General features: G+C 68.9%; 19 protein-coding genes. 10 read left to right on the top strand and 9 right to left on the bottom strand.

The window, feature by feature from the left end; translation table 11 throughout:
- Positions 1-102: 102 nt before the first annotated feature.
- Positions 103-1,284 (bottom strand): ROK family protein, encoded by a 1,182-nt coding sequence (locus ASF88_RS16260; protein WP_055921139.1) that lies wholly within the window; start codon positions 1,282-1,284, stop codon positions 103-105.
- A 272-nt stretch (positions 1,285-1,556) separates the two neighbouring features.
- Between ASF88_RS16260 and ASF88_RS16255 the strand changes: the two genes are divergently transcribed.
- From ASF88_RS16255 to ASF88_RS16245, 3 genes are all read left to right on the top strand, one after another.
- Positions 1,557-2,558 (top strand): ABC transporter permease, encoded by a 1,002-nt coding sequence (locus ASF88_RS16255; protein WP_235493520.1) that lies wholly within the window; start codon positions 1,557-1,559, stop codon positions 2,556-2,558.
- Positions 2,552-3,502: a carbohydrate ABC transporter permease gene (locus tag ASF88_RS16250; RefSeq protein WP_055921135.1), complete on the top strand. Its 951-nt coding sequence runs from the start codon at positions 2,552-2,554 to the stop codon at positions 3,500-3,502. The genes ASF88_RS16255 and ASF88_RS16250 overlap by 7 nt, the downstream gene beginning before the upstream one ends.
- 87 nt (positions 3,503-3,589) lie before the next feature.
- Positions 3,590-5,272 carry a hypothetical protein gene (locus ASF88_RS16245; RefSeq protein WP_055921132.1) on the top strand — a complete coding sequence of 561 codons (1,683 nt, stop codon included), beginning with the start codon at positions 3,590-3,592 and terminating at the stop codon, positions 5,270-5,272.
- Between the two features lie 74 nt (positions 5,273-5,346).
- Here the strand turns inward: ASF88_RS16245 and ASF88_RS16240 are convergent, their stop codons facing one another.
- The 4 genes from ASF88_RS16240 to ASF88_RS16230 all read right to left on the bottom strand — a co-directional run bounded on the left by ASF88_RS16240 (position 5,347) and on the right by ASF88_RS16230 (position 11,304).
- On the bottom strand, positions 5,347-6,264 hold the full coding sequence (locus ASF88_RS16240) for an acetylxylan esterase (protein ID WP_055921129.1): 918 nt from the start codon (positions 6,262-6,264) through the stop codon (positions 5,347-5,349).
- Positions 6,261-6,407, bottom strand: coding sequence for a hypothetical protein (locus ASF88_RS20510; protein ID WP_157498408.1), 147 nt, complete (start codon positions 6,405-6,407; stop codon positions 6,261-6,263). Before ASF88_RS20510 ends, ASF88_RS16240 begins: the two co-directional genes overlap by 4 nt.
- A gap of 16 nt (positions 6,408-6,423) precedes the next feature.
- On the bottom strand, positions 6,424-9,000 hold the full coding sequence (locus ASF88_RS16235) for a X2-like carbohydrate binding domain-containing protein (protein ID WP_055921126.1): 2,577 nt from the start codon (positions 8,998-9,000) through the stop codon (positions 6,424-6,426).
- 90 nt (positions 9,001-9,090) lie between these two features.
- Positions 9,091-11,304 carry an alpha-galactosidase gene (locus tag ASF88_RS16230; protein WP_055921124.1) on the bottom strand — a complete coding sequence of 738 codons (2,214 nt, stop codon included), beginning with the start codon at positions 11,302-11,304 and terminating at the stop codon, positions 9,091-9,093.
- 145 nt (positions 11,305-11,449) lie between these two features.
- On the opposite strand from ASF88_RS16230, the gene ASF88_RS16225 reads away from it, so the two are divergent.
- On the top strand, positions 11,450-13,897 hold the full coding sequence (locus tag ASF88_RS16225; RefSeq protein WP_055921121.1) for a glycosyl hydrolase family 95 catalytic domain-containing protein: 2,448 nt from the start codon (positions 11,450-11,452) through the stop codon (positions 13,895-13,897).
- Between the two features lie 7 nt (positions 13,898-13,904).
- Complete coding sequence (locus ASF88_RS16220) at positions 13,905-15,077, top strand: ROK family protein (protein ID WP_235493519.1); 1,173 nt, start codon at positions 13,905-13,907, stop codon at positions 15,075-15,077.
- Positions 15,078-15,090: 13 nt separating this feature from the next.
- Here ASF88_RS16220 and ASF88_RS16215 read toward each other — a convergent pair whose 3' ends face one another.
- Positions 15,091-15,729, bottom strand: a complete 639-nt coding sequence (locus ASF88_RS16215; RefSeq protein WP_055921118.1) for a hypothetical protein — start codon at positions 15,727-15,729, stop codon at positions 15,091-15,093.
- Between the two features lie 9 nt (positions 15,730-15,738).
- Positions 15,739-16,464, bottom strand: coding sequence for a VOC family protein (locus tag ASF88_RS16210; RefSeq protein WP_055921114.1), 726 nt, complete (start codon positions 16,462-16,464; stop codon positions 15,739-15,741).
- A gap of 100 nt (positions 16,465-16,564) precedes the next feature.
- Between ASF88_RS16210 and ASF88_RS16205 the strand changes: the two genes are divergently transcribed.
- From ASF88_RS16205 to ASF88_RS16195, 5 genes are read left to right on the top strand one after another with little or no spacing between them, the layout of a single operon-like run.
- Positions 16,565-17,140, top strand: coding sequence for an SMI1/KNR4 family protein (locus ASF88_RS16205; protein WP_157498407.1), 576 nt, complete (start codon positions 16,565-16,567; stop codon positions 17,138-17,140).
- Between the two features lie 46 nt (positions 17,141-17,186).
- Entirely contained in the window at positions 17,187-17,750 is a 564-nt protein-coding gene (locus ASF88_RS16200; protein ID WP_055921108.1) for a suppressor of fused domain protein, read from the top strand.
- A complete protein-coding gene (locus ASF88_RS20725) occupies positions 17,747-17,893 on the top strand; it encodes a hypothetical protein (protein ID WP_162242588.1) in 147 nt (48 codons plus the stop codon). Before ASF88_RS16200 ends, ASF88_RS20725 begins: the two co-directional genes overlap by 4 nt.
- Before the next feature lie 21 nt (positions 17,894-17,914).
- Positions 17,915-18,259 (top strand): ankyrin repeat domain-containing protein, encoded by a 345-nt coding sequence (locus ASF88_RS20185; protein ID WP_082519028.1) that lies wholly within the window; start codon positions 17,915-17,917, stop codon positions 18,257-18,259.
- Between the two features lie 3 nt (positions 18,260-18,262).
- Positions 18,263-18,649: an ankyrin repeat domain-containing protein gene (locus tag ASF88_RS16195; RefSeq protein ID WP_055921105.1), complete on the top strand. Its 387-nt coding sequence runs from the start codon at positions 18,263-18,265 to the stop codon at positions 18,647-18,649.
- 2 nt (positions 18,650-18,651) lie between these two features.
- On the opposite strand, the gene ASF88_RS16190 is transcribed toward ASF88_RS16195, so the two are convergent.
- Both ASF88_RS16190 and ASF88_RS16185 read right to left on the bottom strand, forming a co-directional pair.
- Positions 18,652-20,496 (bottom strand): amylosucrase, encoded by a 1,845-nt coding sequence (locus tag ASF88_RS16190; RefSeq protein ID WP_055921102.1) that lies wholly within the window; start codon positions 20,494-20,496, stop codon positions 18,652-18,654.
- Between the two features lie 73 nt (positions 20,497-20,569).
- Positions 20,570-21,055 (bottom strand): FBP domain-containing protein, encoded by a 486-nt coding sequence (locus ASF88_RS16185; RefSeq protein WP_055921099.1) that lies wholly within the window; start codon positions 21,053-21,055, stop codon positions 20,570-20,572.
- Between the last annotated feature and the right edge of the window lie 76 nt (positions 21,056-21,131).

Below are 21,131 nucleotides of genomic sequence, written 5' to 3'. Positions count from 1 at the left end.
TCACTCCGGCAGACGCCGGGACGAAACCATGACAGCGCGAGTCGCGCTCGGCCAACAGTCACCGGATAACGGAATACCTGGACAAGTCGACGATCGCTCCCGTCACTCAGCCACCCCGCCCGGCGCCACCGTGATCGCCTCGCGCAGCGCCGCGACCGCCGCTCCGCGCGCCCAGTCGACGAACGTGTGGCGACGGACGATCAGGCGGCAGTTCGCCGCGGTGCCGAAGACGTGGGCCAGGAACTCCTCGCGGAAGCGGCGCTCGTAGAGGTCGTAGTCCATGACGCCTTCGCCGGCGATCACGACCACCTCCGGGCCGAAGAGGTTCACCGTGGTGGCGACCGCGGCGCCGATGGCCGTGCCTGCCCGCTCGAACGCTTCGACCGCGACGGGGTCGCCCTCGTGGGCGAGGCGGATCGCGTCGGCCAGGGTGAGGCTCGGGTCGTCGTGACCCTGCCGAACGGCGTCGGAGATGGCGTGGGAGGACGCCACCGCCTCCACGCAGCCGCGACGGCCGCAGACGCAGACCGCGTCCGACGGGCCCAGGGGGAGGTGGCCGATCTCGCCCGCGACGCCGTGGGCGCCGACGACGACGTCGTCGTTCACATAGATCCCGCAGCCGATCCCCGCGCCGATCGTGATGATGGCGAACGAGTCCGCGTCCGTTCCCACCCCGAACCACTGCTCGGACTTGGCGAGCGCGCGCACGTCGTTCTCGACGATGACGGGGAGGCCGAGGCGCTCCGAGAGGCGGGCGCCGAGCGGGACGTGGGTCCAGCCGAGCAGGGGCGAGTCCCGCACGACTCCGTCGGTGTTGTCGATGTCGCCCGAGACCGAGACTCCCACCCCGGTGAGGAACCGGGCGTCGTCGCCGAGCTGGTCGATGAGGGTCGTCACCGACTTCACGATGGCCGTGATCGTCGCGTCCGGGGCGTGGCTCGTGAGCCGGCGGCGGGTCGAGCCGATCACCTCGTTGCCCAGGCTGACCGTGACGGCGAAGATCTCGTCGGCGTTCACCTTGACGCCGACGGCGATCATGGAGCGCGGGACGACGCTCAGCGGGCGCACCGGCCGGCCGGGGAACGCGTGCTCGGCGTGCTCGCCGACCGTGACGAAGCCGTCTGCGATGAGCGGGCTGACCGTCTTGGTGACCTTGGCTTGCGACAGACCGGTGAGCCTCCCGATGTCGAGTCGGCTGACGGGGCCGTGCGTGATGATGCGCGTGAAGATCTCGGCGGACGCCGCCGTGCCCAGCACGGGACGCCGTGCTGTGCGTTCGGACATGCTCAAGGTCATCGTTGCACCTGATCTGTGTGGCGGTCGTTTCGATGATCTTATTTCCAACGTGTTGTAACTCTCAATCCCATTCATCGCTGTGTTTTCAACGATCGGGAACAATTTCGATGCGTTCGCCGAAGACGGATATGGGAGATTATTGACAGCGGCAAAGAAATAGGTTTTGCTATAGACCACCCGCTCGGGACCGCCGTTCCGGCTCGGGTGCGGAACCAGATCATCTCTTGTAGGGAGTCTTCGATGACGAAGGATGCGGCCTCATGACGAGCGCGCCGCCCGTGGCCCCGGCGCCGCCGGCCGCTCGAGCCGCCGCCCCGGCGACTCCGAGGGGGGTGCCGCGCAACCGGCTGACACTCGGCCAGCGCTGGAAGGTGGCCCTGCGGCGGCACTGGCAGCTCTACCTCCTCACGGTCCTTCCGCTGGCGTACTTCGTGATCTTCAAGTACGTGCCGATCTCCAACGCGATCATCGCCTTCAAGGACTACAGCCCGGTTCTCGGTGTCTGGGGGAGCCCGTGGTCCGGCTGGGCCAACTTCGCCAACATGATCCAGAACCCGGTGTTCCCGACGCTGGTGCAGAACACCCTGATCCTCTCCGGCTACGCGATCCTCGCGAGCTTCCCCATCCCCCTGATCCTGGCCCTCGCGCTCAACGAGGTGCGGCACCGGTGGTTCCAGAAGACCGTGCAGATGGTGACCTACGCGCCGTACTTCATCTCGACCGTGGTCGTGGTGTCGATGCTGATCCTGATCATGGCGCCGCGGCTCGGGATCCTGAGCCAGGTGTTCGGGTTCTTCGGCGTCCCCTCGCCCGACTTCCTCGGCGACCCGGACTACTTCCGTCACATCTACGTCTGGTCGGACGTCTGGCAGACCGCGGGGTACTCCGCCGTGATCTACATGGCGGCACTGTCGGGCATCGACCCCTCGCTGTACGAGGCGGCGAAGGTCGACGGGGCGTCCCGCCTCCGCAAGATCTGGCACGTCGACATCCCCGGCATCATGCCCACGGCGATGATCGTCCTGATCCTGAGCGTCGGCAACATCATGTCGATCGGGTTCGAGAAGGTCTTCCTGCTGCAGAACCCGCTGAACCTCGGCCAGTCCGAGATCATCGCGACGTACGTCTACAAGCTGGGCATCCTCAACGCGGACTTCGGCACGGCGACCGTCGTCGGCCTCTTCAACTCCGTGATCAATCTCGTGCTTCTGCTCATCGTGAACTGGGTGGCGAAGCGAATCAGTGGGAGTGGACTGTGGTAACCATCGAGAACTCGAGACTGCGCCGCCGGTCCCGTCCCGCGGCCTCGTCGAAGAAGACGCGCCGCATCCGGGAGTCCGCATCGGACCGCGCACTGCTGGTCGTCATCTACCTCGGACTGATCCTGGCCGTCCTCGTCGTCCTGCTGCCGCTGCTGTTCATCCTGGCGAGCTCCTTCTCGTCTCCCGAAGCGGTGACGGCGGGGCGCGTGCTCCTCTGGCCGGTCGACTTCACGCTCAAGGGGTACCAGACGGTGCTGGCCGACCCCCAGGTGCTCCTCGGCTACGCGAACTCGCTCTTCTACATGGTCGCGGGCACCCTCATCAGCACCACGCTGACGGTCTGCATCGCCTGGCCCCTCTCCCGTCGCACCTTCATGGGACGCAACGTGATCATGGCGCTGCTGCTCTTCACGATGCTCTTCAGCGGCGGTCTGATCCCCACGTACATGGTCGTGCAGAACCTCGGGATGCTCGACACCCGCTGGGCGCTGCTCCTGCCCCAGGCCATCGCGGTCTGGCAGGTCATCATCGCCCGCACCTTCTTCAAGTCGGCGATCCCCGAGGAACTGGTCGAGGCCGCGTCGCTCGACGGCTCGAGCGACCTGCGCTTCCTCTGGAGCATCGTCCTCCCGCTGTCGAAGCCGCTGATCGCCGTGATCGCGCTCATGTACGCGATCGGCCAGTGGAACGGCTTCTTCGACGCCCTGCTCTACCTGAAGAGCTCCGACCTCTTTCCCCTCCAGCTCGTGCTCCGCAACATCCTCGTGCTCAACGCCACCAATGGAGGCACGAACGATCTGGCCGCGCAGGCTCAGAACCAGGAACTGGTCAACCTGCTGAAGTACTCGCTCATCGTCATCACGAGCGTCCCGGTCCTGGTGATCTACCCCTTCGTCGCCCGCTACTTCAACAAAGGCGTGCTCATCGGATCCGTCAAGGGCTGACGGCGGCATCCGCCGCGGCCCGACCGACCCGACCCCACAGACCCACCACTTGCACCACTTGCACTGCATTTCCAAAGGAGGAAACACATGCTACCCATCACCGACAGCAACGCCCGCCGTCGGCGCCGGCTCGTGCGCACGCTCACCGCGGCGGCGAGCGGCCTCGCCCTGCTGGCGATAACGGCCTGCACCAGCACGCCGACGAACGCCGACGACAAGGTCGGCGGCACGGCGAACATCAGCGTCTTCGCTCAGCAGGGAACCGGGCAGGACCTCGCCACGAACGCGTTCACCAAGCAGCTCGAGAAGAAGTTCAACATCAAGTTCTCGTGGCAGACCACGACGCAGGACTCCTCCGTCGCGCCCGAGAAGCGCCAAATCCTGATGGCCAGCGGCGACTACCCCGACATGTTCCTCCTCATCCCGTGGGTGGACCAGTTCAACCCGGTGGATATCGAGAAGCTCGCCAAGCAGGGCGTCGCGCTTCCGCTGAACGATCTGATCAAGCAGTACGCGCCCGACATCCAGAAGGTCATCGACACCAACCCGGACTACAAGGCGATGGTGACGTCGCCTGACGGCAAGATCTACGGCCTCCCCCAGCTCGCCGAGACGCAGCACATCCAGTACCCGTCGAAGCTGTGGATCAACACCGACTGGCTCAAGAAGCTCAACCTCCAGATGCCCAAGACCACGGCCGACATGACCAAGGTCCTCCAGGCGTTCAAGACCGGCGACCCGAACGGCGACGGCACGGCCGACGAGATCCCGCTCAGCGGCGACTCGCACGACACGCTGATCCCGTTCTTCATGAACGCGTTCATCTACGACCCGCAGAACCCGGACAAGGGCATCCAGTCGACGACCGTGCTCAACAAGGGCAAGGTCGACATCCAGGCCAACAAGGACGGCTGGCGCAAGGGCCTCGAGTACATCAAGTCGCTGTGGGATGCGGGACTGATCGACAAGGGCGCCTTCACCCAGAACCCGGCGGCGCTGGCTCAGGAGGGCAACAACAACGGCTCGGTGCTGCTGGGGAGCGCGAGCGCCCTGCACCCGTACATCTTCGTCAGCCCCGGCGCCAAGGACGGCCGTGACAAGCAGTACGACGCGGTGCCTCCGCTCACCGGCCCGAACGGTGCGAACTTCGCGACCTACGCCTTCGGGAGCACGCCGGGCGCGACGTTCATGCTGACCAACAAGGCGTCGAAGAACGACCAGGTGGCCGCCATCAAGATGGTTAACTACCTGTTCACGAACGAGGGCCAGCTCGACGGCAACTTCGGTCCGGAGGGTCAGGGCTGGTCCAAGGCCGCCGCCGGCGACCAGGCGCTCGACCCGAACGACAAGCCGCTGTTCAAGAACCTCCAGCTCTCGCAGGACGCCGCCAACGCCGTCCAGTGGGGCGCGCTCTCGACCTACAACCAGAACGAGGCGTTCCGTGGCGCGCAAGTCGAGCCGACCGACATCTACGACCCCTCGGGATACGAGCGCAGGCTGTTCGAGGCCACCCAGCTGTACAAGGGCCACGAGGACAAGAGCGCGATCTACCCGACGTGGAAGGTCTGGCCCGACGCGGCGAAGGCGACGCAGGTCGCCACCGAGCAGACGAACATCGACAACTACGTGACGCAGAACGCGCTGGCCTTCATCACGGGTTCCAAGAATCTGGACACCGACTGGAACTCGTACGTGGCGGGCTTCAACGGGCTCGGGCTCAAGGACTACCTGAGCACGCTGCAGACGGCGTACGACAAGAGCAAGAAGTAGGTACCTGACGAACTGCGGCCCGGTCCCGACGATGTCGGGGCCGGGCCGGATTCGTTAAAAGAGGAGTCGGCGGCTCAGCCGATCGCGAAGCGCTGGCGGAGGGCTCGCAGTGCGGCCTCCATATCGCGGCTGCCGCCGGCCTCGTGCCCGGCGCCCGGCCATTCGCGGAACAGCACCGGCGCCGCGTACGCAGCGATCGCCGTGCGCGTGGTCTCGGGCGGGCAGATGTCGTCAGCGAGCCCGTCGGAGATCCAGCCGGGAGCGGTCGCGTGCCGCGCCGATGTGACCCCGTCGACGTAGGCGAGCGTGCGGGCGACGGCGTCGGCGCGCTCGGGATGCTCGGTCAGGTACGCCCGCAGTTCGGTCCACGGGCCTTGTACGGCCCGCTGAAGCGCGGTCGGCGCATCGGTCAGGAACGGCGACTGGGCGAGCACGGCGGCCAAGCCCTGAGCGAATGCTCCGACGCCGAGTGCGATGCCGCCGCCCTGACTGTTGCCGATCATCGCGACGCGCGACGCGTCGACTCCGTCGAGCTCGCGCACCGCGTCCACGGCGCGCACCACGTCGACGAACACATCGCGGTAGTAGAAGTTCCAGGGGTCCTCGATGCCGTCGAGGAGGTGGCCGGTACTGCCTCCGCCCTGGCCGTGGGTGTTGACCACGAGATGCGCGTAACCGGCGCTGGACCAGGTCAGATCGTCGAACGGGGAGAGCCGACCGGCACCGTAGCCGTTGGCATGGACGACCGCGGGAAGTGCCCCTTCGCGCTGACGGGGGAGTCGCAGCCAGCCGGTGACGGTGCGCCCGCCGGAGCCGGCGAAGGAGAAGTCGTATACGTCGATCGTCGTCAGGAGGGTCTCGACGGGAACCGCTCGGGGCGCGACGCTGCGCCGTCGAGCGCGGTCGAGAGCGTCCGCCCAGAATTCGTCGTAGTCGTCGGGCGTCGGCAGCGGTTCGGTGCCGAGCACGGCGGGGAACAGGGCGCCGGTCATCGCGGCATCCCTCCGGTGCACCCGGCGAGGGCGTCCGCACCGAGGCGGACGTGGCCCTCGCCGGGCGACACGGTGTCGCTCCGATCGCGGCTGCTGTCGGTGATCGAGTCGCCGACGAAGACGTATCGGGCGGGGTGGGGCATGGGACTCCTCAGGTCGTCACTTGGTCGTGTACTGCAGCACGTCGTTGCGGAGGACGTCCCCCGACACCTTCTTCACCAGGATGGTGTGCTGGCCGGCGCGCAGCCCCGTCACGCTGAACAGCTTCTGCCCGGTGCGTCGGCTGTCGGAGTGCGTGTCGACCGTCTTGGCAAGCTTGCCGTCGACGTAGACCTCGGCCTTGCCCTGGTCGGGAGCGGTCGGTCCGATCCACGAGACGCCGGTGCCGGCGAAGGTCAGGCCGACCGTATCCCCGTTCGTGGTCGTCGCGTGGACGTCGTCGTGGGCGTCACCGCGGAACTGGAACCCGAGCGAGACGGTGCCGTTCGCCAGGCTCGCGAGATACGCCGAGGCGATCGTCACGGTCGTCCCGGAGACGGTGTAGTCGGTCCCGCGCTTCAGCGCCGTGCCGTCGCGCACGATGCCGGCGAGCTCGCTGCCGTCGCGCTGCAAGGTCACCGTGACGTCGGCGGGCTTCGCCTTGTCGAACACCGCGGTGTCGGGGTCGATCAGGCTGGCCAGCGTGACGTCGAGCTTGTCGAGCAGCATGAACTGGCCCGACTTCTTGACCACGCGCAGGGTGTGCGAACCGTTCGGGAGGCCGCTGGCGCTCCACGCCACCTGCTGGGTGAGCCTCGGCTGCCCGGCCGGCCGGCTCGTGTCCACGGTCTGCTGGAACTGGCCGTCGAGGTAGACGTCCACGCTGCCCTGGGACTGGTCGAGCTCGGTCACATAGTCGATGCCTGTGCCGGTGAACGTGTACTGGAAGGACGAGCCGTCGCCCTCGGTGTAGTGCACGTCGTCCTGGTAGTCGCCGAGACCACGGCCTCCGCTCTGCCCCCAGCTGCCGGTGTAGGTGATGCCGGAGTCGCTGTCGTTGACCGCGACGACCCGGCCGGACGCGGGAGGCGTCGGCACGGTGCCCGTCGACGAGTCGCCGACCGCGACCTGCAGCGGCTGCGCCGTCGCCACGACTTCGTTGCCGCCGTTGCGCGTCCATTGGCCCGCGTAGGTCACGCGCAGGGCGTCGTCGTTCAGCGCGACCGTCGTGCCGCTCTGCGGAGTCACCCGGAGCAGGCGGACACCGTGGATCGGCACGGTCTTGCCCGTGAAGCCCGCGGCGAACGTGCCGAGGTCCTTTCCGGCCCACAGGTCGCGGACCTTCGCCGGCCCGCTGAGGCCGAGGTCGGACCAGTTCGCGGTGATGTCGGACTCGGTCGGGCTGAGGTTGAACAGCGCGACGGTGTAGCTGCCGTCCGCGTTCGGCGCGTACCAGACCTGCTTGTTGGTGGAGGTCGACACCGGCTGGGCGGGCGTGCCCGCCTGGTCGACGGCCACGACCTCCTTGTTGGTGAGCAGGTCGATGCCGAACTGGTCGAGCTTGGTCAGGTCGTTGCCGACGTACATCGGCGCCGCCGAGATCGCCCACAGGGTGGTGGCGGTGCGGCGCTCGTCCTGGGTGAGGCCGTCCATCGTGCCGTTCCCGACGTCGAGCGAGTCGAAGTCGTTCCAGCCGCCGTTGCCGGCGTAACGCCACCAGTCGGCCGCGCGCGGGAACAGTCGGGCGATGTTGCTCCACTGCGTGAGCTGGACGCCCGGGGCGTACGCCTCGACGTCCCATTCCACGCGCCAGCCGTTCGCGTACTGCTTCCAGGTGTCGGCGTAGTTGATGTCGAGCGCCCACGACAGCTCGAACCAGATGCCCTTGGCCTTCAGCGCCTTCGACCAGGCGGCGACGTCGTCACGGGCGTCCAGCGACAGATCGCTGATGCCGGATCCCGGGGTCACGCTGTCGAACTTGACGAAGTTCACGCCCCAGGCGGCGAGCTGATCGACGATGGAGTCGATGTACTTCTGCGCGCACGGGTTCGAGAAGTCGAGGCGGTAGCCGATCTTCCAGTAGTCGGCCTGCTGCAACGGCTGCTTGACGATGTCGTGCGTGGTGCATCCCGGCGCGTTCGCGATCGGGTACGCCGCGTCGTACACGGCGGGAGAGATGCCCGGGATGAAGTACAGTCCGAACTTCTGGCCGTTCGCGTGGACGTGGTCGATCACCGCCTTCAGCCCCTTCGGGTACAGCGTCGCGCTGGGAACAGGCCGGCCGTTGGCGTCGACGCCGTCGTTCCAGCCGGAGTCGACGTTGATGTAGTCGTAACCGGCTTTGCCCAGCTTCGCCTTCATGGCGTCGGACTGCGCGATGATCTGGTCGGCGGTGATCCACTTACCGTTGCCGCTGTAGACCTGCATGGAGTAGCTGCTCCAGCCCATGTAGGGCTTGACGGCCCACGGGTCAGGGGCAGGAGCGGGCTTCGGTGTCGCACTCGCGGTGGGCGTCGGCGTCGAGGTCGGATTCGGTGTGGAGGTCGGCTTCGGGGCGGAGGTCGGCGTCGCCGACGGTGTCCCGGTCGCCGTCGGCGCCGGAGTGCTGGTCGCCGCGGTCGTCGGAGGAGCGGTGGGGGTGGGCGTTCCGGTCGGGGTCGCCCCGGCGGGAGCCGCCGCAGCAGCCACGAGCCCCACCGCCGCGATCGTCGCGAGCAGGGTGGTCAGCCCCCGTCGCGAGCGTGTCTGGCCTGTCATACGTTCTTCCTCTCTGAAGCGCTCGAGCGCAACGGTGCGCGCGAGCGATATGTGGTGGGCCGTCTGTGACTGGAGCGATCGCGCGCCGGGTCAGGGCACCCGCACGAGATCGAACAGCATCGCTTGTTGGGGGTTGAGGGTGGGCATCGGGACGCCGGCGACGGCGAGGACGGAACCGGGGAGGACGACGCCCTCGGCGCTCGCCGCGGCGGCGACCCACGCGGGGTCGGCACTCTGGTGGCGGCTCGCCGGGCCGAAGTCGTCGCGCACGCGCACGGCATACCGAGCTTCGGCGTCGAGGCCGGGCAGGCGCACCCGGCCGGACTGGCCGGGCGCCGAGGTGCCGAGCCGCGCCCAGGTGAAGACGGCGCGGCTGCCGTCGTCGGCGACGATGCCGGTCAGCAGCGTGGTGTCATCCGCGAGGTCGGCGTTCACGACCCGGCCGGAGTGGATGAGGCCGCGCAGCTCCCGGTACGCCGCGCCCCAGCGCGCGATCTGCGCGAGCTGCTCGTCGTCGGCCTCCTGGAGGTCCCACTCGATTCCGGCGTGCGCGGTCAGCGCGACGATCAGCCGGAACGCCAGGTCCGTGCGCCGCGACGTCGTGTGCGAGCGCTCGGCGCCGAGGTGCGAGCCGATCAGCTCGGGAGGCAGCAGCATCCGGGTCCAGCGCTCGATCTGGAGGCGCTCCACCGGGTCGTTGCAGTCGGAGGCCCAGACGCGGTCGGTGCGGTCGAGGATCCCGAGGTCGACCCGGCCGCCGCCTCCCGAGCAGGTCTCGATCTCCAGCCCGGGATGCCGCGCCCGCAGCGTGTCCAGCATCCGGTAGAGCGCGAGGGTCTGCTCGTGCACAGCGGGCCGGTCGATGCCGGCGTAGCCGCTCACGGCCTCCGACAGGTCGCGGTTGTGGTCCCACTTGATGTAGTCGACGCCGTACTCGGCCACGATCGCGCTGATCCGCTCCAGCACGTAGGCGTAGGCGTCCGGACGCGTGAGGTCGAGCACGTACTGGTCGCGCGCGGTGGCGCCGAGCGCCTGCCGCGGGCCGAGCACCCAGTCGGGATGCGCGCGCGCCAGGTCGGAGTCGAGGTTGATCATCTCCGGCTCGAACCACAGCCCGAACTCCATGCCGTGCGAACGCACGAGGTCGACCAGCGGTCCGAGGCCGTCCGGCCAGACGGAACGGTCGACGATCCAGTCGCCGAGCCCGGCGTCGGCGCCGCGGCGGCCGTGGAACCAGCCGTCGTCGAGCACGACGCGCTCCACGCCGACCCGAGCCGCGCGCTCGACGAGGGCGGTGAGCCGGTCGAGGTCGTGGTCGAAGTACACGGCCTCCCACGAGTTCAGCGTGAGCGGGCGCGGCTTGACCGGGTGCGAGGGCCGCGCGCGCAGCCGGCGGTGGAGGCGGTCGGCCAGCCCGTCGAGCCCGCTCGCCGACCAGAGGAACAGCGCGGTCGGGGCGACGTAGCTGTCGCCGTCCTCCAGTGCGATCTCTCCGGTGCGGAGGCCCTCGCCCGCGCCGAGGACGGACGAGAACGGGCCGGCGCCCTCGGTGAGGCGCTCCACGACGTATTCGGCGTCGCCGCTCCAGGCGAGGTGCGTGGCCCAGGCCTCCCCGCGGCGGAAGCCGAGGTCCTCCGTGCCGGCGACGACCAGGAACGGGGCGTCGTGACCGGGCTTGCCGCGCCGTGCACGACGGACGTGGCTGCCGAAGAACAGCGGGCCGCGCTGCGGGGCGCGCTCGCGGCACCACTTGCCCGTGAAGTCGAGGATGTCGGTGGCGCGCTCCGGCACCGGCAGCAGGACGCGGAGGGCGTCGAGCGTGTACGGGCCGGCCGTCGCGTCGGCGGAGAGCGCGGCATCCCGGGTGACGGTGATGTCCACCGCGAGCACCCCGAACCGGTCGAGGGCGATCGACATGGTCGAGCGCAGCGCGGTGATCTCGTCGACGAGGTCGAGGTCGATGCGGCCGCCGAGGTCGCCATCCGGGCCGTCGGTCTCGTACCGCACGGCCACCGTGTGCGGCCGGGGAGTCGTCGCAGCTCCCGCAGCGTGACCCTCCTGCGCGGGCGTTCCGGCCCAGCCTTCGAACTCGCTGGGCCACAGGCTGAACGACCGGGGCACATCCGGCGAGTTGTTGAGCACGGCGGGTCCGCCGCTGTCGCGCAGGGCCTCCGCCGTGGCCTGGTCGAGCGTGCCGAGGTCGGCGCCCCAGTGCAGCACGCGGGGCACTCGTCCCTCCGTGTCGAGGACGAAGGAGATGCCTGCAGCGCGCAGGGCGAGTACGGCGCCGTAGCCGTCGAGCATGGATGGCTCCTCGGAGAATGGATTGCTTGACACTGTCAATAAACCATGCCTACTGTGTGATCTGCAACCCCGCCCGGCGATTTCCGCTCCTGCTCACGGACGTGGAACCGCCTTCCTTCATCGGTGAACGGACTGTCAGACTCCCATGACGAAGAACACGCTGCAGCTGGCCTGGTCGGCGCCCGCCGCCCACTGGGAGGAGGCCGCGCCGCTCGGCGACGGCCGCCTCGGCGCGATGGCGTTCGGAGGCGCGACCGGCCACTACCAGGTGAACGACGCCACGATCTGGTCGGGCACCCCGGAGACGGCGGGGGAGGAGCTGCGCCGCGTTCTCGCGGCCGGCGCCGGCCCCGACCGGCTGCGGGAGGTGCGCGCCGCGCTCGCGAACGGCGACACGGCGGAGGCCGAGCGACTCCTCCTGACCTTCGAGGGCCGGTACTCGCAGGAGTTCCTGCCGCTGGCCGACCTGTTCGTCGAGCTGCCCGGGGCGATCCCGGCGCCCGGCGAGCCCGCGCGTGTGCTCGACCTCGACGAGGCGTACCTGGAGGAGCGGCTGGAGGTCGGCGGCATCGCCGTCCGCCGCACCTCCCGGGTCGCCGGACATGCGCTCGTCATCGACATCGACGCGGACGAGCCGCTGCCCGAGGTGCGGGTGAGCCTGACCTCCCCGCTGCGGGAGCTCGCCCGTCGCAGCAGCGAGGGCCAGAGCGGACACGGCAACAGCGGCGTCGCCGAACTCGGCCTCGACCTGGCCGTCCCGGTCGACGGGGCGCCCCTCCACGAACAATCCGTCGTCCCCGCCCTGCGCTACGCGGAGCCGGGCGACGGATCGTATGACGGCTTCGCATCCACGGCCCTTGGTGTGCGAAGCGACGGCACGGCCGAATCCGACGACTCCGGTCTGACGATCCGTCATGCCAGTCGGCTGTCGATCGCCCTCTCGTCGTCGTCCCGCGCTGAGTCGTGGTGGGCCGGCGCAGACGACGAGTGGCGGAGCGTCTCCCATGAGACGATCCGCAACCGCGCGCGGGAGCGCGTTCTCGGCGCGCTTGGCGAGAACACGCCCCCGTCTGTCGCCGGCGCTCAGCGCCGTGCGGCGGCGCGGTTCGCGATCGGCGGCCGGCGTGCCGGCCGGTGGGATGTGCAGCGGGATGTGCTCGACGGCGACGACGACGGCCTCCGGGCGACGGTCGCGGCCGAGTACGGGCGCTACCTCCTCGAGTCCTGCTCTGGCCCGGGCGGACCCGCCGCCAACCTGCAGGGCATCTGGAACGGCGAGCTGCGGCCCGCCTGGTCCTCCAACTACACGATCAACATCAACACCGAGATGAACTACTGGGCGGCCGGCCCACTCGGGCTCACCGCCGAGGCGGAGCCCCTGATCTCGCTGGTCGAGCGCATCGCCCGGACGGGGCGCGATGTCGCCCGCGATCTCTACGGCGCCCGCGGCTGGGTCGCGCACCACAACAGCGACCTCTGGGGGTGGAGCCTCCCGGTCGGCATGGGGCACGGCGCGCCGAGCTGGGCCATCTGGATGATGGGCGGCGTCTGGCTCTGCCACTCCCTCTGGGACCAGTACGAGTTCACCGGCGACGACGTGCTCCTGCGCGACCGGATCTGGCCGCTGCTGCGCGGCGCGACCGAGTTCTGCCTCGACTGGCTGCAGGTCGACGCCGACGGTGTCGCCTACCTCGCGCCGTCCACCTCCCCGGAGAACCAGTACGTCGGGGCGGACGGCGGCATCCGTGCGCTCGGCCTCACCGCGACGATGGACCTCGAACTGATCCACGCCCTCTTCGAGCGCGCCCTGGTCGCGATCGACACCGTTGCGATCGACACGGTCGCGATCGACACGGTCGACGACGGCGACGCCGCTCTGCGCCGGGAGATCGTGGAGGCGCTCCGCACGATCCCCGAGCCCCCGATCGGCTCCGACGGCCGGCTGCTGGAGTGGTCGGAGGAGGTCGCCGAGCACGAGCCCGCCCACCGGCACCTCTCCGCCCTCGTCGGCGTCTACCCCTTGGAGCTCATCACCCCGGAGTCGACCCCCGCGCTCGCCGACGCCGCCCGGCGCTTCCTCGACGCGCGCGGCCCCGGAGCGATGGGCTGGTCGTGGGCGTGGAAGATCGCCCTGCGCGCCCGGCTGGGCGACGGCGAGACCGCGCACGAGCTGCTGCGTGAGGCGCTCACCCCCTACCGCGGCGACGCCCGCCGGCACGGCCCGGTCGACGGCTCCGAGTGGGGCGGACTCCTCCCGAACCTGTTCAGCACCCACCCGCCGTTCCAGCTCGACGGCAACCTCGGATTCCCTGCGGCGATCGCGGAGCTGTTGCTGCAGAGCCACGGCGGTCGCGTCCACCTGCTGCCCGCGCTCCCCGCGGCCTGGCGGGAGGGCAGCGCCGACGGCCTCCACGCCCGCGGCGGCATCGTCGTCGACCTGAGCTGGTCCGATGGCGTGCTGCAGGAGGCCGTACTGCACAACCCCGCTGCGACGGAGCGCCGCGTGCCGGTCCGCTACGGGACCTCCGACTTCGACGTGCTCGTCCCCGCCGGGGGAACCGCCGCCGTCACCATCCCGGAACCCGTATTCTGATCGGGCGATGGACATGAACGACGAGGTGCGGACACGGACGGCGCTGCTCGGCTCGTCATCCGACGCTGCCACCCGCGTCTTCACCACGATCCTCACCAGGAGCCCGATCAGCCGGATCGATGTGGCCAAGCTCACCGGACTGTCGCAGGCGGCGGTGACCAAGGCCGTCGCTCCGCTGGTCGCCGTGGGGCTCCTCAACGACTCCCTCGGGCCGACGTTGACCGGCTTGCCCGGCCGGCCGGTGAGCCCGGTCGCGCTCGTCCCCGACGCGGTCGTGACGCTCGGCATCAAGGTGAACGCGGACGAGCTCGTCGGCGTCGCCACCGACCTCACGACGCGCATCCTCGCGTCCGAGCGGTTGCCGCTCACCTCGCACGCGCCGGCGGAGGTCGTCGACGCTATCGTCGAGCTCTGCGCGCTCCTCGAGACGAGCCTCGACGGTCTTGGGCCCCGGCTCGCGTCCGTCGGAGTCGCCGTGTCGGGTGATGTCGACACCGAGAAGGGCGTCGTCCGCGACTCCGCGCTGATGGGCTGGAAAGGCGTCGAACTGGGAACGGTGCTCGAGGAGCGCCTCGGCCGTCGGGTCGTCGTCGAGAACGACGTGCGCGCGCTCACCATCGGCGAGCACTGGTTCGGCGTCGGGCTCGGAACCAGCTCCTTCGCGATCGTGACAATCGGTCGCGGCATCGGCTCCGGCCTCCACCTGAACGGGGAGGTCGTCGAAGGCGCCTACGGAGTGGCCGGAGAGATCGGCCACCTCCCGCTGACCTCGCTCGACAAGGTGTGCGCGTGCGGCCGCCGCGGCTGCGTGGAGGCGGTCGCGTCCACGACGGCGATCGTTGCCGCCGTCTCGGCCGCACACGGGCGCCCGGTCACGATGAGCGAAGCGGTGGAGCTCCGGAGGGCCGGGGACAGCGCTGCGGTCGAGGTGTTCGACGAGGCGGGCCGGGTGATCGGCGCGGCTATCGCGAGCCTGGTCAACCTGGTCGGCCCGGAACTCGTCGTGATCGGCGGCGAGGGCGTGGCCGACTTCGATCTCATCGAGGAGCCGCTCCGCCGCTCGTACGCCGAGCATGTGTTCGCATCCGCCGATCAGTGCGAGATCGCCGTGCGCCCGCACACCTTCGAGGATTGGGCACGGGGAGCAGCGGCGACGGCGATCCGAGCGCTCGTGGTCTGAGTCGACGTCCCGCCTAGCGAGGAGCGGGGAGGTCGAGGTTCCAGTGGCGTGACACGAGCATGATCCATTCCTGGTCGTGGTCGCCGGGCCCCGGCGGTCCGTGCGAGATGAAGAACCGGGAGACCACGCGCTGCGACCCTTCGGCATCCCCGTAGAGCACATCGACGGAGAATCCCTCGCCCATGGCGGCGGAGCGCGCCAGCTGGAATTCGGCCGACTCGGGTTCGCGGATGGCCACCTGGCAGAAGCCGGGATCGTTCGTGGGCACGTAGATGTCACGGGTGAGCCGGTGGAACTCGTCGACAGGGGCAAGGGGTTCCCGTGCGTCCAAGCAGAGGTGCCAGCCGTGCAGGATCGCGACGCCGGCGCCGGCATTGCGCACGGACATCACGAGGTAGAAGGCCTCATCGGTGATCTCGAGGGCCGCCCGGGCGCCCAGGGCCGTCAACCATCTGCCGTCCGCGAACCGCACCTTCTGGGGCGGGTCGGACCAGTTGGAGGGGAGCAGGATCGGGCGGATCCCCTCGAGCAGCGCGCGTTCGGCTACCCGGGCGGACCGGTTGGCGGAGCGCGTCGACGCGAAGGTCGCGACCGCCAGCGCGGTGGTTCCCACGGCAGTGCCGAGATCGGCGATCAGAACCCAATCGAACACAGGCGATATTCAACGCCTACGGATGTCGTCTTCGGAAGAGGCACGTACGACGAACCGGACGCCGTCCGGGTCACGAAGCGACGCGACCCCCGGCCGTTCGCTGCTCGGGTCCGTCGCGCCGAGCTCTCGCAGCCGCTCGAGTTCGTCGTCGAACCGGCCCCACGACGCGACCAGGGTGAAGTACTGGCGATCCGTCGGCTTGCCCGTCTCGATGGGCTCGCCGCTCCAGGCCAGCTTCGTCCCTCCTGCCGGGGCCTGGATGGCCACCTCCTCGCCGCGATCCCAGACCACCGGCCAGTCGAGGGCCTTGCTCCAGAACTCTCCGGTCGCCCGCGTGCCCTCGCAGGTGACCTCGCCCAGCGGGCCGCATCCGGCGAGATAGCCGTCGTCGTCTTCGATGACGCAGAATTCGTCGTCGACCACGTCCGCCATTGCTGCGTAGCTGCCCTCCGGAACGTGTCCATTGCCGCGCAACCGACCCCCGTGCTCGACGCAGGCCGCGATCGTCTCCGACTGGTTGCGGTCGACACGACTGAGATGGAGGTGGAGTCGATTCCGCTTCCCTCCGTGACCTGGGCCGGCGGCGAAGCGGATTCCGACCTGCCGGGCATCACCGGCGAGCAGGATGCCACCGGCGTCGTCACGAGCGGAACGTCCGAGGACGGTGCTCCAGAAGGACGCGTCCCGCGCCGGAGCCTCCGAGAGGAAGGTCACGGACTGGAACTCGAGGCTCATGAGGCGAGGGTAGCGATCCTCACGCTCAGCGCCAACCGCGGTGCCGGCTCGATCGCGCTGCGGGAATTGTCGACCCGTTCACCGTAACGTTTGGACTGTGATGAACGATTTGGCCGAAACACTGCCTCAGATCGCAGCGTCGTTACAGCGCCTTGGTCGTAGAACGCTTCTCCAGTCGCTCAAGCCGGGGCTCGAACGCGGCGAGATCGTGCAGCAATTGTCTACGGCCGGATTCGATTCGCCCATCGAACTTCACGAGCTGTATTCGTGGCATGACGGTACGTCGACAATCGACGTAGCCCTCGACGACATCCATCTCTTCCCGGGCTTCTACCTCCTGTCGCTCGAGGATGCGATTGTGAACTGTCTCGCTTTTGCGGCTGATCCGAGGTGGGGCCGAGGATGGCTCCCCGTGTTCGCGAATGGAGGCGGCGACTTCTACGTCATCGACCTGGCGCCGGCATCGGGGGCAGTGATCAGGCACTTCCGAATAGACGAAGACGAGCATCCTGTCGAGTTCTCGTCGCTATCGGACATGGCCGCCACCCTTGTCGCCGCATTCGACGAGAACGTGTTCTTCCTCGACCCGGAGGGCTACCTGGAGATGGATGATCTGCGTTTCGCCTCACTGGCGGGCCAGCTCAACCCGACCGTGGCTTGGTGGTCGGAAGACTAATGTGCGGCGAGCCTTCGGTTTTTCGCCTTCACTTCGGAGGGCTCTGATGTTGGACGCGCTCGACGAGCACTTCAGGAAGCATCTCGGGCGGCTCGCGGGAGCTCGTCGTTTCTCGGGAGGCGCCGAAGGCGTCGAAGTTGATTTCGATCTGCTCTCTTTCGAACCGGGGGACGCGGGCTTCGCCCCTGTCGTCACTCGCGGCTTGAGTGCGCACCTGCTCGCGATGGGATCAGCCCGGACGGCACGCGTCGAGTTGTTGATGCTCGTACCGGAGGCGCTCTCCGAGCTCGCAGAATCGCGCATCTGCGATATCGCCCTGGACGTGGTCCGTTCCCATCGTGCACCTGGGCGATCCCACGTGCTGGATCAGCGAGGCCAAGTCTTCCCGGATTCTGCGATGAATGCTCTGATGTCGGTCGCGCCCGTCTATCAGGGGTCGGACTTCTTCATACTCGACACAGCAGACGAGCGCATCCTGTTTCCCTGGCTGATGCCGATCACAGGCGCAGAGGCCGAGTACGTGCAGCGGAACGGAAGCGACGCTTTCGAGACGATTCTCGAGGCGTCGACCATTGACATGCGAGACCCGTTCCGAGAGTCGCTCTGTTGAGCGTCGGCCGGGACGTGTCGACGGAGTCGGAGATGTGGGACGACGTCGATCCGGATGCGGTGGCCAGACTCGAGGCCGAAATCGAACGCGAGTTCCTGGAGTCGCTTGGTCCCTTGTTGCAGCAGCCGCGAAGGGAGACCTGAACTCGGTGACGCGGTTCTTGGATGCCGGGGTCTCTGCGGGGAAACGCGACTGTCTTGGCGATGCTGCTCGAGGCTGGAGCTGATCCGAATGAGACGAGCACCGATGGTGTCACGGCTCTGATGGACGCCGCGGAATCCGGCGATCCGGAGTGCGTCAAGCTGCTTCTGGAAGCGGGAGCCGACCCGCGCCCCATCCTCTCTGAATCCAGGGGAGAGTTTGCGGGCTACGGGGCCGCGGACCTGGCTCGGCGCCTCGGGCACTCGGAATCCGCCGATCTCTTGGACCGGGCCTCACGGGAGTGGAGAGATGTGCGACGATCAATCATGCGTCGAGGGGAGACGCCGACCAATGAGATCGGCGGCTGAGGGTTGAATCGAGAGAAGAGCACCGCGCTCCATGACGCCGTCGCTCGCGGCGTCGCATCCGAAGTTGCCGAAGCGATTCGGGCATCCGATGACATCGATGCGCAGGACGAGAACGGGAACACCGCCCTGTTCATGGCCGCATCGACAGGCGACAAGGACACGCTGACGGCCCTGCTCGACGCAGGCGCCGATCTCGAAGTGGAGAACAACTGGGGCAACACCGCACTCTGGGGAGCGACGGTCCGGTCGCGAGGCGATGGCGCGATCATCGAAGCCTCGCTGGCCCGCGGCGCCGATCCCGATCACACGAACGCGGCGGGCAACTCGCCAAGAATGCTGGCCGCTCGGGTTGCGAACTACGACCTCGAACAGTTCTTCTCGTCGCACTGACGCTACGGCCGCACCACCCACCACACCTCATGCGCCGCGAGCGTCACACCGCCCTGCAGCTCGACCGGCCGCCGCGAGATCAGTTCCGTCCACTCGCCTCCGAGCTCGGCCAACGCCTCCGGCTCCACATGTTCGAGATCGTCGCCAACGTTCGCCAGCACGACCACTGGGCCGTCCGGCCCCGGCCGTTCGTACCCCAGCACCCGCCGGTTGCCCGTCTCGAGTGCGCGTAGCTCGCCGCCCGCGAACTGCGCGTACTGCTTGCGCAACGCGATCAGCCTCCGCATCCGCGAGTAGACCCTCCCGGCGTCGGTGGAGGGGTCCGACCGCTCCGCATACTTCCGCGCCGGATACCGCGGTCGCCCCACCCAGCGCGAGTCGCCCGCGCGCTCGGGGAGTTCGAGCTGGGAGTAGTCGTTGAGCTGGCCGACCTCGTCGCCGAGGAAGATCAGCGGGATACCTCCCGTCGACAGTGCGAGCGAGTACGCCAGGAGGATGCGGTCGAGGGCGCCCGCGTCGCCGGACTCGAGGCCGAGCAGTGACGCCGTCGCGCCGGAGACGCGGCTGTCGCCGGTCTTCGGGTTGAACTGGAAGGCGACGCCGCGGGCGAAGCTGCCCTCGAAGCGGCCGGTGTAATAGTCGTTGAGGAACCTCCGGTGCCCGTACGCGTCGATGCCGAGCCGGGCGGCGTCCTCGTCGGCGAAGGTCCAGCCGATGTCGTCGTGACTGCGGACGTAGTTCACCCACGCGGTGCCCGCAGGCAGCGCGTGCCGCTCGGCGAGGGCGCTCTGAAGGAGGCGCACATCGCGCGTGGCCAGGGCCTCCCAGGTCAGCGCCATCTGCAGCGGGTTGTAGCTGAGCTGGCACTCGTCGGGGCGCACATAGCCGAGCACGTCGTCGGGGTGCACGATCGCCTCCGACAGGAACAGCATCGCGGGGGCCGCGATCCGGCAGATCGCGTTGAAGGCCTGGAGGAGCAGATGCGCCTGCGGGAGGTTCTCGCTGGAGGTGCCGAGCTGCTTCCAGATGAACGGCACCGCATCCATTCGCAGCACCTCCACGCCCTGGTTCGCGAGGAACAGCATCTCGCCGGCCATCGCGACGAACACTGCGGGATTGGAGTAGTTGAGGTCCCACTGGAACGAGTGGAAGGACGCCCACACCCAGGTGCCGTCGTCGAGCTGCACGAACGAGCCGGGATGGTCGTCGGGGAAGATCTCGCGGGTGGTGGCCTCGAAGGCGTCCGGCTGGTCGCGCGAGTCGAACATCCAGTAGAAGTCGCGGAACACCGGGTCGCCCGCAGCGGCGCGACGCGCCCACTCGTGGTCACTCGCCGTGTGGTTGAACACGAAGTCGACTGCCAGCGAGATGCCCTCGCCCCGCAGCGCCTCCCCGAGCCTCCGCAGGTCGGCCATGGTGCCGAGCCGCGGGTCGAGCTCGCGGTAGCTCGAGACCGCGTAGCCGCCGTCGGAGTTGCCCTCCGGCACCGCGAACGGCGGCATGACGTGGAGGTAGGTGAGGCCCAACTCGCGGAAGTACGGGATGCGCTCCCGCAGGCCCGCGATGCCTCCCGCGTACAGGTCGGCGTAGCAGAAGCCGCCGAGCATGTCGTTCGACTGGAACCAGCCCGGATCCGCGAGGCGGCGTCGGTCGAGATCGCGCAGGTCGGCCGATCGCTCGCGCCAGGAGGTCCGGGCCAGACCGAGCGCGGCCTCCTCCGCCTCCGCGAGCGCGGGATGGTCGCCGTAGATCTCGCCGAGCAGCCGCGTCAGCCTCCGACCCTCGACCCGGAACCGCGACTCGAAGTCGGTGCCGTCGCCCAGGCCATCGAACCGTTCGTCCGTCATGGCGACGACGATAGCCCTCCACTCCGCGCTGCCGCGCGGCCTCCCCGAACAGCCAGGGAGGCCGCGGCCGGCCCTACTCGGCGGTCACCCGCCGCACGAACGTGTCCACGTGCTCGCGCAGCGCGTCGATCCGGTGCTGACGCGCGGCCTCCACGTCGAAGCCGACGTAGGCGAGCGGCGCGCGCTTGCGCACGTTGGCCGAGCACTGGAACTCGGCGCAGACGAGCGTCCCGAGGGTGTCGCCCTTGCGACCGGCGGCGCCGGCGCGCTTGGCGATGAAGAAGACGACGTCGTTGGGCAGGTGCACGTCTTCGCACCACGAGCACTGCGGCCGGCTGCGGACGCCGCCCTCCGCCTTGCGGAGGAGGACGCCGACGGGCTCGCCGTCGACCTCCGCGACCACGTAGCCCTGGTTCGGGTTCTTGCGGTCGCGCCAGCCGAGGTAGTCGAGGTCGTCCCAGCGGAGGGCGTCTAGGTCGGGGAGGGTGAGCTCCTTGCGCTCGCGCTGGGAGGCGTTCACGAAGGAGGAGCGGAGCTGTCGATCGGTGAGCGGAAGCATGGATGGATGTCCTGTCTGTCTGAAGGGTGCGCACGGCGCGCGGGCACGACGAACGGCCCGGAAGGACGCGCGGAGC

This window comes from Leifsonia sp. Leaf336, assembly GCF_001423695.1.
In the GTDB taxonomy this organism is placed as follows: Bacteria; Actinomycetota; Actinomycetes; order Actinomycetales; family Microbacteriaceae; genus Leifsonia.
The sequence above is the reverse complement of the archived record's forward strand: the minus strand, read 5'-3'. Positions and strand labels throughout refer to the sequence as shown.